This window comes from Mucilaginibacter sp. UR6-11 (assembly GCF_020880695.1).
Lineage (GTDB): Bacteria > Bacteroidota > Bacteroidia > Sphingobacteriales > Sphingobacteriaceae > Mucilaginibacter.
On the sequence record NZ_JAJIWO010000004.1, the window covers coordinates 105,750 to 119,431 of the forward strand.

Annotated in this window: 14 protein-coding genes and 1 tRNA gene; 6 read left to right on the top strand and 9 right to left on the bottom strand. The window is 43.0% G+C overall.

The window, feature by feature from the left end:
• Positions 1-2: 2 nt before the first annotated feature.
• From LJ658_RS11335 to LJ658_RS11345, 3 genes are read right to left on the bottom strand one after another with little or no spacing between them, the layout of a single operon-like run.
• Positions 3-413: a DUF1573 domain-containing protein gene (locus LJ658_RS11335; protein ID WP_230546623.1), complete on the bottom strand. Its 411-nt coding sequence runs from the start codon at positions 411-413 to the stop codon at positions 3-5.
• A 9-nt stretch (positions 414-422) separates the two neighbouring features.
• Positions 423-1,370 (bottom strand): transcription antitermination factor NusB, encoded by a 948-nt coding sequence (gene nusB / locus LJ658_RS11340; RefSeq protein ID WP_230546624.1) that lies wholly within the window; start codon positions 1,368-1,370, stop codon positions 423-425.
• 43 nt (positions 1,371-1,413) lie between these two features.
• The gene (locus LJ658_RS11345) at positions 1,414-2,499 is read right to left on the bottom strand and encodes a Glu/Leu/Phe/Val dehydrogenase (protein WP_230546625.1); all 1,086 of its coding nucleotides are present in this window, start codon (positions 2,497-2,499) and stop codon (positions 1,414-1,416) included.
• A 142-nt stretch (positions 2,500-2,641) separates the two neighbouring features.
• Here LJ658_RS11345 and LJ658_RS11350 point away from each other — a divergent pair, with 142 nt between their 5' ends.
• The 4 genes from LJ658_RS11350 to LJ658_RS11365 all read left to right on the top strand — a co-directional run bounded on the left by LJ658_RS11350 (position 2,642) and on the right by LJ658_RS11365 (position 5,848).
• A complete protein-coding gene (locus tag LJ658_RS11350) occupies positions 2,642-3,142 on the top strand; it encodes a GNAT family N-acetyltransferase (RefSeq protein ID WP_230546626.1) in 501 nt (166 codons plus the stop codon).
• Between the two features lie 96 nt (positions 3,143-3,238).
• Positions 3,239-5,032 carry an ABC transporter ATP-binding protein gene (locus LJ658_RS11355; RefSeq protein WP_230546627.1) on the top strand — a complete coding sequence of 598 codons (1,794 nt, stop codon included), beginning with the start codon at positions 3,239-3,241 and terminating at the stop codon, positions 5,030-5,032.
• 124 nt (positions 5,033-5,156) lie between these two features.
• Positions 5,157-5,492: a DUF3276 family protein gene (locus LJ658_RS11360; protein WP_230546628.1), complete on the top strand. Its 336-nt coding sequence runs from the start codon at positions 5,157-5,159 to the stop codon at positions 5,490-5,492.
• Between the two features lie 170 nt (positions 5,493-5,662).
• A complete protein-coding gene (locus LJ658_RS11365) occupies positions 5,663-5,848 on the top strand; it encodes a hypothetical protein (RefSeq protein WP_230546629.1) in 186 nt (61 codons plus the stop codon).
• Between the two features lie 48 nt (positions 5,849-5,896).
• Here the strand turns inward: LJ658_RS11365 and mgtE are convergent, their stop codons facing one another.
• Entirely contained in the window at positions 5,897-7,270 is a 1,374-nt protein-coding gene (gene mgtE, locus LJ658_RS11370) for a magnesium transporter (protein WP_230546630.1), read from the bottom strand.
• A 206-nt stretch (positions 7,271-7,476) separates the two neighbouring features.
• On the opposite strand from mgtE, the gene ychF reads away from it, so the two are divergent.
• Entirely contained in the window at positions 7,477-8,580 is a 1,104-nt protein-coding gene (ychF, locus tag LJ658_RS11375; protein ID WP_230546631.1) for a redox-regulated ATPase YchF, read from the top strand.
• Positions 8,581-8,708: 128 nt separating this feature from the next.
• Here the strand turns inward: ychF and LJ658_RS11380 are convergent, their stop codons facing one another.
• The 3 genes from LJ658_RS11380 to LJ658_RS11390 form a co-directional block, all read right to left on the bottom strand.
• Complete coding sequence (locus LJ658_RS11380) at positions 8,709-9,884, bottom strand: metallophosphoesterase (RefSeq protein WP_230546632.1); 1,176 nt, start codon at positions 9,882-9,884, stop codon at positions 8,709-8,711.
• Positions 9,885-9,924: 40 nt separating this feature from the next.
• Complete coding sequence (locus tag LJ658_RS11385) at positions 9,925-10,068, bottom strand: hypothetical protein (protein ID WP_230546633.1); 144 nt, start codon at positions 10,066-10,068, stop codon at positions 9,925-9,927.
• A 208-nt stretch (positions 10,069-10,276) separates the two neighbouring features.
• The gene (locus LJ658_RS11390; RefSeq protein WP_230546634.1) at positions 10,277-11,275 is read right to left on the bottom strand and encodes a 2-hydroxyacid dehydrogenase; all 999 of its coding nucleotides are present in this window, start codon (positions 11,273-11,275) and stop codon (positions 10,277-10,279) included.
• A 154-nt stretch (positions 11,276-11,429) separates the two neighbouring features.
• On the opposite strand from LJ658_RS11390, the gene LJ658_RS11395 reads away from it, so the two are divergent.
• Positions 11,430-11,501 (top strand) — tRNA-Arg (locus tag LJ658_RS11395).
• 88 nt (positions 11,502-11,589) lie between these two features.
• On the opposite strand, the gene LJ658_RS11400 is transcribed toward LJ658_RS11395, so the two are convergent.
• Both LJ658_RS11400 and LJ658_RS11405 read right to left on the bottom strand, forming a co-directional pair.
• Entirely contained in the window at positions 11,590-11,817 is a 228-nt protein-coding gene (locus tag LJ658_RS11400) for a hypothetical protein (RefSeq protein WP_230546635.1), read from the bottom strand.
• Between the two features lie 6 nt (positions 11,818-11,823).
• Positions 11,824-13,482, bottom strand: coding sequence for a hypothetical protein (locus tag LJ658_RS11405; protein ID WP_230546636.1), 1,659 nt, complete (start codon positions 13,480-13,482; stop codon positions 11,824-11,826).
• Positions 13,483-13,682: the final 200 nt, after the last annotated feature.

Genomic DNA, 13,682 nt, shown 5'->3' on the forward strand with positions numbered 1-13,682 from the left:
TTTTATTTATTGTTTGTAAGTACTTCGCCAATTAAATGCACAATACTTTGTGCCGGTTGGCTATTTGCGGTAACGGTTATTAACTTATCCTGTAAGCCTGATTTACCGGCGCTGTTAAAAGTCACGGCTATTGAACCTGTATCGCCGGGCAGAACCGGGGTTTTAGGCCAGACAGGCGTTGTGCAACCACATGATGCCGTTGCATTTGTTATAATCAATGGTGATTTTCCGGTATTGGTAAACTTAAAGCGGTGAGAAACTTTTTCGCTTTGCTTTATTTTACCAAAATCAAACGTTGGGGCGTCATATTTAATGTCAGACCCATCCGTAGTGAAAGCTACCGGTTTTTTACTTGTGTTGTTACAGGCCATTAAAGCGCCTGCCATTAAAATACCTAAAAAAAGTTTTTTCATTTTTGATTATTATTCAATTAATCCTCTACCTATTTTATTTATTTTCTTTTCTGCTTTCAGCTCAAATAAAATCTTGTCCAAGATACCGTTTATAAACGAATTACTTTTTGGCGTGCTGTATTCTTTTGATATTTCCAGATACTCATTAATAGTAACCTTAACCGGGATAGATGTAAAATTAATAAACTCGGCAATGGCCATTTTCATCAATAAGGTATCCATCATGGCAATACGTTCAGGCTCCCAATTTTTTGTTTTGGCGCTTATCAGTTCCTGGTAATCTTTATCATAACGCACGGTAGTGTCTAAAAGCTTCACTATAAACTCGCGGTCCTCTTCCCAGTTACCGGTTACTTCGGCCAGTTTATTTTTTTCAGGTTCGTCAAAGGCAAAGTTTTTAAATGTTTTGGCTATCAATGCCTGTAAAACATCTTTATCAACCGGCCAAAAGATAAATTTCTCTTCAAAAACCTGGTCGGCCAGGCTTGATTTCAGGATGATCTTTTTGAAAATAAACTTGATGATGTCTTTATCGGTCTGGATAGTATCGCCGGTCTTTTCTAAATATTCAGCATATTCGGGCGCTGCTTTCAGATTCGTAAAAAGCGTTTTAACCAGTTCCGGCTCAAAGCTCCACTCAACTTTATATTTTTTTAGCCCGGCTAAAAACTCTTTGTTTTGATTTAAGGAGATGGTGAACCTGTTGGTTAAAAGTTTAAGGTTCGCGTTCAGGTCATCGGCAGTGGGTAAATGCTTGTGTGCCCTTTCATTAGCGTCTATATCGGCATAGCCAACTACTTCTGATATCAGGGAAAGCATCCAAATATACATTTCGTATACCTGGTCTATACTTTGCAATAAGTTTTTTTCCTGTTGTTTAATATTTGCCGCGCTTGTTTGATGATATGCGTACAATGACTGTAATACTTTTACCCGTAGGTGCCTTCTGTTTAACATTTTGTAAGAACGATTTAGGAAATGAATCCTGTTTGTGATTTATTTAATAGCTTGATTTTACTTTGTTAATGTCTGTAATACGTTTTTCAACAATTTTGTTTGCCGCAACAATGGTAGAAATGTTCTCGGCTTTTGAAAGCCTTAAAACATTGCGCGTTGCCTCATAAATATTTTCTGTTAATTGCAGCGAGCGTTTTTTACTAAAACCCATCAGCTCAGAATAACAGTTTATAACACCACCGGCATTGATAACGTAATCAGGGGCAAATATAATACCTTTATCAAGTAATAATTGTCCGTGTACCTCTTCGTCCTCTAACTGGTTATTTGCCGACCCTGCTATTATAGCACATTTAAGCTTATTTATAGTTTGGGTATTAATGGTGCCCCCTAATGCACAGGGCGAATAAATATCAGCGTCAATATCAAAGATATTATTGTTTGATATCGCTTCGGCACCGTATTTTTTTGATACCTGCCGGGTCCGTTCTTCATTAATATCGCTGATGTAAACTTTTACATTCTCATCGCGCAACAGTTTAACCAGGTTTTCGCCCACATGGCCAATACCCTGTACAATGACTGATTTACCGGTAAGGCTATCTGTGCCAAAAACCTCTTTTACCGACGCCTTGATACCCATAAAAACGCCCATTGCAGCAATCGGGGCCGGGTCGCCGCTGCCGCCTATGGTTTCAGGCAGGCCCGCAACATGCTCGGTCTCCATGCGGATATATTCCATATCGCGCAAATTTGTGCCTACATCCTCGCCGGCTATAAATTCGCCGTTAAAGTTTTTAACAAAACGGCCAAATTTACGCATAAGGGCCTCGGTTTTATGCTTTCTCGAGTCGCCGATGATCACTGCGCTGCCCCCACCCAGGTTAAGCCCGGAGATAGCCGCCTTATAGGTCATGCTCCTTGACAAACGCAAAACGTCCGCCAGCGCCTCAGCCTCGGTTTTATAGGTCCACATACGTACGCCACCCAGTGCGGGGCCTAGTATGGTATTATGAATGGCTATGATTGCTTTCAGGCCGGTATCCGGATCACTGCAATAAACAACTTTTTTGTGCCCGCAATCTTCCAGCTGGCTAAAAATTGAATCTGTGGTTTTTGTGATCGGCATCTGTAGTTTATTGAGGCGCAACAAAAGTAGGTATTTTTTTTTCGCAACTAATGTTTTTTAGTCCCAAAAGTCAGGAAAGTATTAAGCAGCCGGCATATCGTACTGTAAGCATAGATTTTAAAATGAATTTTTACATTTGATTATGAATATTATTGCCCAAACTTTAAGGATGATTATCCGTGAATTTTTACCCGAAGAGCTGGAAACCTACCTAACCCATTTTACCGATGATGAGGTTGCCCGGTATTTGCCAAAGCGCAGCCGCGATGAGCGTATTGTTATTTTCAACAACGCCTTAAGTCAGTATTTAACAACCAAAGCGACAGGGATTTGGGGAATATTTGACAATGCTACCGGCGAATTTATAGGCAGCTGCCTTTTACGCCCGTTTAATGATGAGCCGGGCATACTTGAAGTGGGCTATAGCATGGAAAAGAAATATTGGGGAAGAGGTATTGGTACTGAAATGGCGCTGGCGATGATTACCCATGGTTTTGCCGATATAAATATTACCGAAATTGTAGCCTGCACTACGTTTGAAAACGTGGCATCGCAGCGGGTGCTGCAAAAAGCCGGGCTTAAACCGGTTGAAAATTTGATACGCAATGGCGAAGAGCTGGCATTTTTTAGATTGAAACGATAAAGCGGGGTTTCCTTAAAAAAATCAAATCCATTTAATGTATTTTTGCTTTACCCGCAACCCCGGATACTATCCGGATTTGGGGCCTAAGAACTATCAATGAAAGATCTAGCTTATCTTAATAAATTCTTTGTAAAATATCGCTGGCACCTGATACCCGGCATATTGTTCGTTGTTATATCGAATATTTTCAGCGTTTTGCCCGCGCAGGTTATCCGGATAGCGTTTGATTTGGTTACCGAAAACATTGGTGTTTACCAGCTTTTTTCGGGCTTTAACAGGCAGTCCATGGTTTATGAGATATTTGGGTCGAGCCTGCTGTTATTTGGCGTATTGGTATTGGCGCTTTCATTGATCAGGGGTTTGTTTTTGTTTTTTATGCGGCAAACTATCATATTGATGTCGCGCCATATCGAGTATGATCTGAAAAATGAAATTTACAGTCATTACCAGGATCTTTCACTTGCTTTTTACCGCCGCCACAATACCGGCGACCTGATGAACCGTGTAACCGAAGACGTGAGCCGCGTACGCATGTACCTGGGGCCGGGCATTATGTACGCGCTAAATACAGTTGTGTTGTTTACCATGGCTATCATTTTTATGTTGATGGTAAACGTGCGGCTGGCTATTTTTTCTATACTGCCAATGCCTATACTGGCAGTTATGATATACTATGTAAATAATATCATCAATTTTCGTAGTGAAAAAATACAGGAACGGTTATCAGCCCTGTCCAGCTTTGTTCAGGAAAACTTCTCCGGTATCCGGATCATGAAATCGTATGTGCGCGAAGGGTCTGTACGTGCTAAATTTGCATTGGAGAGCGACGATTATAAAACCCACTCTATGGCTCTGGCTAAAGTACAGGCCGCATTTTATCCGCTGGTGTTGCTTTTGGTTGGCGTAAGTAATGTTATCACCGTATTTATTGGTGGTATTGAGGTGATGAAGGGCAACATCACCCCCGGCAATATAGCCGAGTTTTTAGTTTATCTTAACCTGCTTACCTTCCCGGTAATGGCGCTGGGTTGGGTGACGTCGTTAATACAACGCGCCGCGGCCTCACAAAAACGCATTAATGAATTCCTGGATACCAGGCCTGAGATTATATCGCCTGATACACCTAAGCGAGTTATAAATGGCCGGATAGAATTTAAAAATGTATCCTTCACTTATCCTGATACCGGTATCCAGGCTTTAAAAAATGTATCGTTCACCGCAAATCCCGGCGAAATGGTGGCTATTATCGGGCGTACCGGTTCGGGCAAATCAACCATTGCCAACTTATTACTGCGGATGTACGATACCACCGGTGGCGAGATCCTGATTGATAACGAGCCTGTTAAACAACTTAACCTGGAAGGTTACCGCTCACAAATAGGCGTTGTACCGCAGGAAGTGTTCTTATTCTCGGACACTATCGCAAATAATATCGCGTTTAGCGCCGATGTATTAAATATGCCGATAGTTGAGCAAGCTGCCAAAGATGCCGCCGTGTATAATAATATTATAGAGCTTGAAAAGGGTTTTGAAACCTTGATAGGCGAGCGCGGCGTAACTTTATCGGGTGGACAAAAGCAGCGGGTATCTATTGCCCGGGCAATAGTTAAACATCCACAGATATTGATTTTTGATGATTGCCTGTCGGCGGTTGATACCCGTACCGAAGAAGAAATACTACAAAACCTGGGGCATATTATGCAGGGCAAAACAAATATTATTATCGCGCACCGCATCTCGACCATAAAAAATGCTGATAAAATATTAGTGATAGATAACGGCGAAATTATTGAGCAGGGCGACCACGATTACCTGATGCAGCGCAAAAGAACCTACTTTGAACTGTATGAAAAACAACTACTTGAGGAAGAAGAAGTACCGGGCAACTAGAAAAATTTAATAATTTTATATATAAATGTTTAAAAAAGTGGTAATAATATTTGTTTTAATACTTGCACTTTGAAAAATTATTTATATTTATGCCTGACAAACTAAACTACAACAATTACGAAGCATGGGAGATTTTGACAACAGAGAGCGCGAAGAGGTTTTTTCAAAGAAAGTAAGAGCGGGCAAAAGGACTTATTTTTTTGATGTAAAGGCAACACGGTCAAACGATTATTACGTTACAATTACTGAAAGCAAAAAAAGACTGGAAGACGGAGTTTTTATTAAACACAAAATATTTTTATACAAAGAAGATTTTGAAAAATTTGTTGAAGGACTAAACGGAACCATCGACTACATCAAAGAGAACCAGGAAGTTGTTGAAAAACGTTACGAGTTTAGCGATGCTCCGGAAGCTGCTAAAGCAATTACAGATGATGATTTTTCATTCGAGAATTTATAAAAAGAACCCAAACTAAAACTTTATTATAAACCTAAAAGTAAAGACCTGCCGGCTGGCGGGTCTTTTTTTGTTTAACCTGCCGGCTGCCCTGCCCGGATTAGCGCGCCGGATGGATCCCCGCAAACTTATTTTGATCTGCTTTGTTAAGCTAGCATCAAAACGATAATCTTATGAAAATCTTAACAGTTCCCGGCGACCCGCATTCATTAACCGCAATTATGGTACCTAAAACAGAGGAATTTCATGACCATGAAATAGTGCGCATCAATTCGTCTGACAGCGATAAAACTGTAGAAAAGAAAATCTTTCGCGTGGTGGACGCGGGCGATGACCAATGGGAACTGCAGTTTGAGTAATTCGGCTGCGTAAAGCTTTCCACTCCCGGACGACAGCTAAGCGACAACCTATTTCCCCAGCAAATCGCTCATTATAATTACCGCGATACTGAAATAAATAATCAGCCCGGTAACATCCACCAGGGTAGCCACAAAGGGTGCGGAAGAGGTTGCAGGGTCGGCGCCCAACTTTTTGAGCAACAGCGGCAGCATAGATCCGGCCAATGAGCCCCATAACACCACTCCTACCAATGATACGCCTACCGTCAATGCCACCAAAGGCCAATGCGGGCCGTAAATATTGCTAAACCCGCTCCACACGGCTATACGTAAAAAGCCGATGATACCGAGGGTAGCACCCAGCATCAGGCCAGATATGATTTCGCGGCGCATAACGCGCCACCAGTCCTCAACTGTTAATTCGCCTAAGGCCATAGCTTGTATGATGAGCGTTGAGGCCTGCGAACCGCTGTTACCACCGCTGGATATGATCAGCGGAATAAACAGGGCCAGCACTACTGCCTTTTCTATCTCCAGTTGAAAATAACCCATCGCGGTAGCGGTAAGCATCTCGCCTAAAAACAGGACTATAAGCCAGCCTACCCGTTTTTTGACCAGCTTAAACAGGTTGATATCAAGGTAAGGCTCATCCAGCGCTTCAGTACCACCTATCTTCTGGATATCCTCGGTGTATTCTTCGTTTGCTATCCAAAGGATATCGTCAACCGTCACAATCCCCAGCAGTATATTTTCATCATCGGTAACCGGCAAAGCGGTACGGTTATTCATCCTGAACACATTAATGGCCTCTTCCTGCGGATCAGTAGCTTTAAGGGCAATGAGCCGGCCATCCATTAACTGGCTTATCTTGGTATCCGGGTCAACCAGTAAGATCTCGCGGATCCGGATATCATCCAGCAAAACTCCCTTGTCGCCCAGTACATAAATAACGTCAATGGTCTCAGAGTTTTTACCAAACTGGCGGATATGGGCCAGCACGCGGTTAACGTCCCAGCTTTTTTTAACAGCGATATAATCGGGCGTCATTAAACGGCCAACGCTGTCCTCTTTATAGCCTAACAGTGATAATGCTTCTTTTCGATCGGCGGCTGACAGGTGAAGGATCAGCGCTTTCACCGCGTCGCCGTGCAGTTCGGCGAAGAACGCAGTACGGTCATCCGGCGGGAGCCCGGTAATGATCTCGGCGATTTTTTTACCCGGAAGTTTTTTAATGATGCGTTCCTGCGTAGGGAAATCAAGGATCCTGAAAACGTTTACCGCACGGTTAAGCGACAAAGTTTCAATAAAACGGGGGCCATATTGCGGAAGTTCGTCTATCAGTTCTTCAACATCTGATATATTAAGGTTGTTAAGGTAATCCTGTAATTGCTGCTCGTCTTTTTGCTCCAGCAACAATTCTATTTGTTCAACCATTTCTTCCATAATACGCCGCTTTTTACATGGGTTTACCGTTCCTGTTTAATTGCGACAAAAGTCGTTTATTTTTTCAAATTATAAGGCAGTATTTTCTCTTATCTTTGCGCTTTTTAGAGCGTGGTTTATTGGGTTGAATAAGTTGATTGAGTTTTTCACACTTATCAGGATTTAACTTAACCAACCACTCACATAATCAACTTAATAACTAATAAATGGCTTTACAATGTGGTATAGTAGGTTTGCCAAACGTGGGTAAATCAACTCTTTTTAATTGCTTATCAAACGCCAAGGCGCAGGCGGCTAACTTCCCGTTTTGCACTATTGAACCAAATGTGGGCGTAATAACCGTGCCCGACGAGCGCCTGGTGAAACTAACGGAGATAGTACAGCCAAAATCAATCGTCCCCAATACAATCGAGATTGTGGATATAGCCGGACTGGTAAAAGGCGCCAGCAAGGGTGAAGGATTGGGTAACCAGTTTTTAGGTAATATACGTTCAACCAACGCCATACTGCACGTATTGCGCTGTTTTGACAATGATAATGTTATCCACGTTGACGGCAGCGTTGACCCCATCCGCGATAAAGAAATCATTGATACCGAGCTCCAGTTAAAGGATCTTGACAGTATTGAAAAGAAGATCCAGAAGGTTGAAAAAATGGCTAAAACCGGCGGCGACAAAGAGGCAAAGAAAACCTTTGATGTGCTTACAGTTTATAAAGAGCATTTGCTTCAGGGTAAATCTGCCCGGACTGCGCCGGTTGCCGAAGAAGATAAAGAATACATTGCCGACTTATGGTTGTTAACCGCAAAACCCGTATTGTACGTTTGTAATGTTGACGAAGCATCGGTAGACACCGGCAACGCTTATGTCGACAAAGTGCGCGAGGCAGTTAAGGATGAGAACGCGGGTGTACTGGTCATATCGGCACAGATTGAAGCCGAGATTGCCGAACTCGAATCATTTGAAGAACGCGAAATGTTTTTGAACGATATGGGTCTGACCGAATCGGGTGTAAATAAGTTGATTAAAGCTGCTTACAAACTGCTTAACCTGGCCACCTACTTTACAGCCGGTGTGCAGGAAGTACGCGCCTGGACCATCACCCAGGGCTTTACCGCGCCGCAGGCCGCGGGCGTTATCCACACCGATTTTGAAAAAGGCTTTATCCGCGCCGAGGTGATTAAGTATGACGAATTTGTAAAGTATAACGGTTCTGAAGCCGCTATTAAAGAGGCCGGTAAGCTGGGAATTGAAGGCAAGACCTACATTGTTGAAGATGGCGACATCATGCACTTCAGGTTTAATGTTTAACCCCCCGGCCACTGAAAGGTGAATTTAATAGCATAAACAAAAAGCGTCTTAATTATCACAAGGCACTTTTTGCTTATATAGTTACCATCTGTTATTTCAAAAGTACCCCCTTTAGGGGGCGGAGGGCGTTAACCTTTCTTCAAAGTAATCACCGTAATCTCCGGCCAGATCCCTATGCGGCCCTTCAGACCCAGGAAACCGAAGCCGCGGTTTACGTATAGGTAGCGGTCCTTTAGTTTATACAGGCCGGCCCATTGTTTGTAAACATATTTAATCGGGCTCCATTTAAAGTTAAACAGCTCAATGCCGAACTGCGCGCCGTGGGTATGCCCCGCCAGCGTAAGGTGGATATGTTTTAGGTGGTTCAGCGTTTTGGCTTCCCAGTGCGATGGATCGTGCGACAGCAGGATCTTAACCTGGCTGTCGTCTATCTCCAGGATAGCTTTATCAAGGTCGCCGTATTTGTGAAAGCCGCCTTTGCCCCAGTTTTCAACGCCTATCAGCGTAATGCTCTGGCCGTCCTTTTCAATCTTTACGGCTTCGTCCAGTAATAAGCGAAAGCCTATCTTTTTATGCACACCCTTTAAATCGTCAAGATTAGCGGCTTTGACTTCCTCGCTGTCCCAATGGGTGTAGTCGCCGTAGTCGTGGTTGCCTAATACAGAGTATTTGCCGTATGGCGCCTGCAAGCGTGCAAATGTAGAGATCCAGGGATCCATCTCGGTGGCCTTGTTATTTACCAGGTCGCCGGTGAACAGAATAACGTCGCTTTGCTGCGCGTTTACCAGGTCAATGCCTTTGTTAACCCCTTTGGCGTCGGTAAAGCTGCCGGCGTGGATATCTGATAGTTGGGTTAAGGTAAACCCGTCAAAAGCCGCGGGCAGGTCGGGGAAGTATAAGGTTTCTTTGTGGATGGTATAATGGTGCCTCCCCTTGGTCAGCCCAAACAACAGCGCCAGGAACGGGACAGCGGCAACAGCCAGCGCCAGTTCGCTCACCCACATACTGCGCGGCGGGAAACCCCTGAACAGCCGCACGATATCCTCGATTATTAAAACCGGCGCGCCTATTAGCTTGGGGACCGCAGATAGTAACAACAACGACATCAGCCAGGAAAGGGCCCGGTGTGCCTCGCCCCTTTTGCGGCCGAAGATGGTGAACACCACACCTACCAAAATCAAAGTATCAGCCAACCAATAGGCCCAGTGCACAATCGGATTTGCAGTTAACGTTTTAACCGCTGTAAAAAAATAAACATCGGCAAACAGCCAAAGTAATATTGTATAGAGAACTCTTTTCTTCATTATATAGGGGTAGACGACTGACTACCGATAATATTTTAAATTAAATCAAAAACTTGGTCACACCTGTGTCATTGCTTTTACCGGTAGTAAAAATTACCCTTTTTCGGGTATCAGGCATTTTACCGGTAGTAAAAAATGGCGTTTTCCAGGTATCGGCACTAATACCGGTAGTAAAATCTGCCATTTATCGTGTATCGGCGTTTATACCGGTAGTAATATTTTATCTAATTAATTAACAATCAGCAAATTATAAAAACAAACCGAATATTTTGCCCATTTTCCAGATTTTTAAAACCGATAGATTAAATCATGCAAAGCACGGTTGCTGTAGGTATCAAAGATACGAAAAATGGATAGTTTAACCAATTCGACACCTGATAAACCTACCTTTCTCAGACCAACATTACCGCCGCATCGGGCTCTGCACCTTTGCTTAGTTGGTCAATACTCGTCAGGGTAATTTCTGCGATCTGGTCTAATGCTTCTTCGGTAAAAAAGCCCTGGTGCCCGGTGACCAGCACATTCGGGAAACCTGTTAATCGCTGGATCGTATCGTCATCAATGATAGTGCCCGACAGGTCCTTGAAAAACAGCTTTTCTTCCTGTTCATACACATCTATCCCCAGGTAGCCGATATTCCGCGCTTTTAACCCTGTAATTACATCTTCGGTATTGATCAGTCCGCCGCGGCTGGTATTGATGAGCGTTACGCCTTTCTTCATCAGTGCGATCACTTCCCTGTTAACCAGGTGGTGGTTATCTGCCGTAAGCGGGCAATGCAGTGAAATGATATCTGCCGAACTTATTACGTCCTCAAAAGTACCATAGCTTACGCCTGCTGCACGCAACGTTTCATCCACCACCGGGTCAAACGCCATAACCTTACAGCCAAAGCCCAGCATGATCTTACAAAACGCTTTACCGATCTTACCCGTACCTATCACGCCTACCGTTTTGCCATGCAGGTTAAAACCCAGTAACCCGTTAAGCGAATAATTTTGCTCGCGCACCCGGTTGTAAGCTTTATGCGTTTTGCGGTTAAGCGTCAGCAGCATAGCTACGGCATGCTCGGCCACCGCCTCGGGCGAATAAGCCGGAACCCGGCATACCCTTATCCCCAATTTACGCGCGGTTTCAAGCTGCACATTGTTAAAGCCCGCGCAACGCAGCGCAATTACTTTTACCCCTTTGGTGGCCAGGGTTGTTATCACCTCAATTGTAAGTTTGTCGTTCACAAAAACGCATACCGCATAGGTGTGCTCGTTAACCGCGTTCACAATATGCGGCCCCAGGTGGGTTTCCAGGTAGTCAAGCTCAAAGCCAAAAGTTTTGTTATGCTTGTTAAAAAACTGAATATCGTATGGCTTGGCCGAAAAGAAAAGAATTTTCATGGTGATAATCGATTAAATAGCTGCGCCTGAATTAATTATCCCGGGAAATTTTATCATATCGGGGCACGCAACTAACCGGCAATAAAGCTAACCATATTATAAGCAAAACTTTTAACTAAGATAACAGCGGTTTAATTATATTTGCCCAATAATTGCTCCCGTAGTTCAATGGATAGAATTATGGTTTCCGGTACCATCGATATGAGTTCGAATCTCGTCGGGAGCACAAAACGGCCTTTACAATATTTGTAAAGGCCGTTTTTATTTGGCCATTTTTGGAATTAGCATTTAAAGAAAGACCGAGGCTAATTTAGCTATTGCGGCGGTACACACTTTTGGCAATCCCATAACCCCCATACTTGATGTGAATTAAAACAGGCACAGAGTCCAAACCTTAATTCCGCACCCGAAGGATGAGTTAAGTGAAAAGACATTTTAAACGCTTCATTTTGTAACGCTTCAGGCATCGCATCATTTACGGCCTTTGCGATGCGCTCCTTTGATTCTTCAAAGTAAGCATCCAATTCTTTTTGTGTTGGCATAATTTATTAATTTGAGGTTGTCGGTGGTGGTGGATTATATCGTTTTGGTGCCGAAGAAAAAACATCCTGGACACCATTTAAAAGGTCTTTAAGGGCAAGATCAAGGGATAACCCAACAAATGGCCAGGCCTTTAGATGCCTTTTATCATAAAAGGCAGGTGTCGCGGGGTTGGTCGCTTCATATTGGAAATAGTACATCGAACCAAATGTGATCCGAACAGCATTTCCAAGACGATAACCTAACCCGGTCATTAAAGTTCCCTTCGTATTGTTAAAAAATCCGCCGATGGAGTCTGCTTTCGCTTCAAGATGAGGCCCATTGGCTACATTTACCAGGCTCCATCCAAAAAATAACGACCAATAGCTTATAAATTTATGGTTATATGTCTTCCAGGCTACATCGCGGTTCAACGGCCGGAAATTAACATGAAAACCCAGATAAGGTACGAAGGGATAAGGGTTGTTTCCTTTAACAAGCTTGGTGGTAACCACGCCAAAATCCGGGGCAATGCTGAGTTTGTTCCTGGAATCAAAATTCTTAATTATGCTGGTACCGGTAACAAGTTGGGCATTACCTAATTTAAGATCATTAATTCCATCCAATATTGGTTTTCGGGCAATTTGCAAAGTTGTCAGTGCTGCGCTTGAATTATTCAGGTCTGCGATCATCGTTGTAAATATTGGCAAAGCGGTGGGTATGTCGGGCACATGCCCTAGCGCCAGGGACAAACTGTTTAGCTCATTAATTCCTGCGATGGCATTTTTAATATTTTGTAATTGTGCATCATAGTCTCTTGGTTCAGCAGGCTTACAATTATCACAATCAAGTGGCATTATACCTGCTATTAAATTTTGATAATCTGCTAATTGCATAATTGCTAAAAGCCGGTTTAAGCGGATCATGGTTGACTTGGGGTCTTTCAACAGTATCGATTTCATTTGCGGATCAAGGTCATTGGTCCTTTGTACGATAAGCTGTAATAATTTTTTCAAACCTGCATTAGTGGAAAGTGCAGGTAAGTTACGCACTGCAAATCCCTGGTATGCTGATAGAGCAGCCTCGAATGCTGTATATCTCGCCGGCAGGCCAATTAACTGCTGCTCGTAAAAACTCTTTAAGTTCTCCATATTAGTTGCCGATTGATTTCGTTCAAAGATCACCTTAAAACCAAATTGATCATAAGCTTTCTGTCCCATATCGTCGATCAACTTTTGAGCTTTGGCCTTTGCAGCCATATCACCATTTTTGGCAAATTCCCTGTAATTATCAAGTGCTGAGACAATATCCGATACCCCCGAAATATAGATGAATGAATAGATCTTACCTGGGTTTAGCAGATGAGGGTTTTCAATCGTGATCAGCAGGTAATTCTGTGTCCCCTGCTTTTTAACAGTAAACGTATTGATTGGTACAGGCTCGAGCGGCAATCCGGATTGAAATGATTGTTTGAGCGTTTGTGCCCCGTGGTGTTCAATATACATTACATACGAAACGCTACTACTTGCAATTGGCACTTTAAGAATAAATGACTCATCAAACGGCAACGGAGCTGATGGCGTTAAGGTCAGCGTATCCAGTTCGATGATTGTTTTCTGTGCGCTTGCTTTATGGCAAAAAGCTAATAACCCGAATAGCATGGCCAAGCAAAATGAGTGAGATTTCATGTGATAAAGTTTAGTTTGCTAAATATCGCTACCAATAAGAATATTTCAAAGTTTTTTTTAGAAAAAATTTAACTAAACTATTGATTTTCTATTAGTTAAAAGACGATATACCGCTCATGGATTTTTTTGAAATCTGAGGCAGATTAAGTAAAATTCAGAGCGTTTTACAACTGTCGGCACAATAAAAAATCGGTTAACCC

Bases quoted from the DNA above. Each gene is read 5' to 3' on its own strand.
- LJ658_RS11350 (WP_230546626.1), top strand. From the start codon at position 2,642: ATGAATATTATTGCCCAAACTTTAAGGATGATTATCCGTGAATTTTTA.
- LJ658_RS11405 (WP_230546636.1), bottom strand. From the start codon at position 13,482: ATGAAATCTCACTCATTTTGCTTGGCCATGCTATTCGGGTTATTAGCT.
- LJ658_RS11365 (WP_230546629.1), top strand. From the start codon at position 5,663: ATGAAAATCTTAACAGTTCCCGGCGACCCGCATTCATTAACCGCAATT.
- LJ658_RS11345 (WP_230546625.1), bottom strand. From the start codon at position 2,499: ATGCCGATCACAAAAACCACAGATTCAATTTTTAGCCAGCTGGAAGAT.
- mgtE (WP_230546630.1), bottom strand. From the start codon at position 7,270: ATGGAAGAAATGGTTGAACAAATAGAATTGTTGCTGGAGCAAAAAGAC.
- LJ658_RS11390 (WP_230546634.1), bottom strand. From the start codon at position 11,275: ATGAAAATTCTTTTCTTTTCGGCCAAGCCATACGATATTCAGTTTTTT.
- LJ658_RS11355 (WP_230546627.1), top strand. From the start codon at position 3,239: ATGAAAGATCTAGCTTATCTTAATAAATTCTTTGTAAAATATCGCTGG.
- LJ658_RS11380 (WP_230546632.1), bottom strand. From the start codon at position 9,884: ATGAAGAAAAGAGTTCTCTATACAATATTACTTTGGCTGTTTGCCGAT.
- LJ658_RS11385 (WP_230546633.1), bottom strand. From the start codon at position 10,068: ATGGCAGATTTTACTACCGGTATTAGTGCCGATACCTGGAAAACGCCA.
- LJ658_RS11400 (WP_230546635.1), bottom strand. From the start codon at position 11,817: ATGCCAACACAAAAAGAATTGGATGCTTACTTTGAAGAATCAAAGGAG.
- LJ658_RS11335 (WP_230546623.1), bottom strand. From the start codon at position 413: ATGAAAAAACTTTTTTTAGGTATTTTAATGGCAGGCGCTTTAATGGCC.
- LJ658_RS11360 (WP_230546628.1), top strand. From the start codon at position 5,157: ATGGGAGATTTTGACAACAGAGAGCGCGAAGAGGTTTTTTCAAAGAAA.
- nusB (WP_230546624.1), bottom strand. From the start codon at position 1,370: ATGTTAAACAGAAGGCACCTACGGGTAAAAGTATTACAGTCATTGTAC.
- ychF (WP_230546631.1), top strand. From the start codon at position 7,477: ATGGCTTTACAATGTGGTATAGTAGGTTTGCCAAACGTGGGTAAATCA.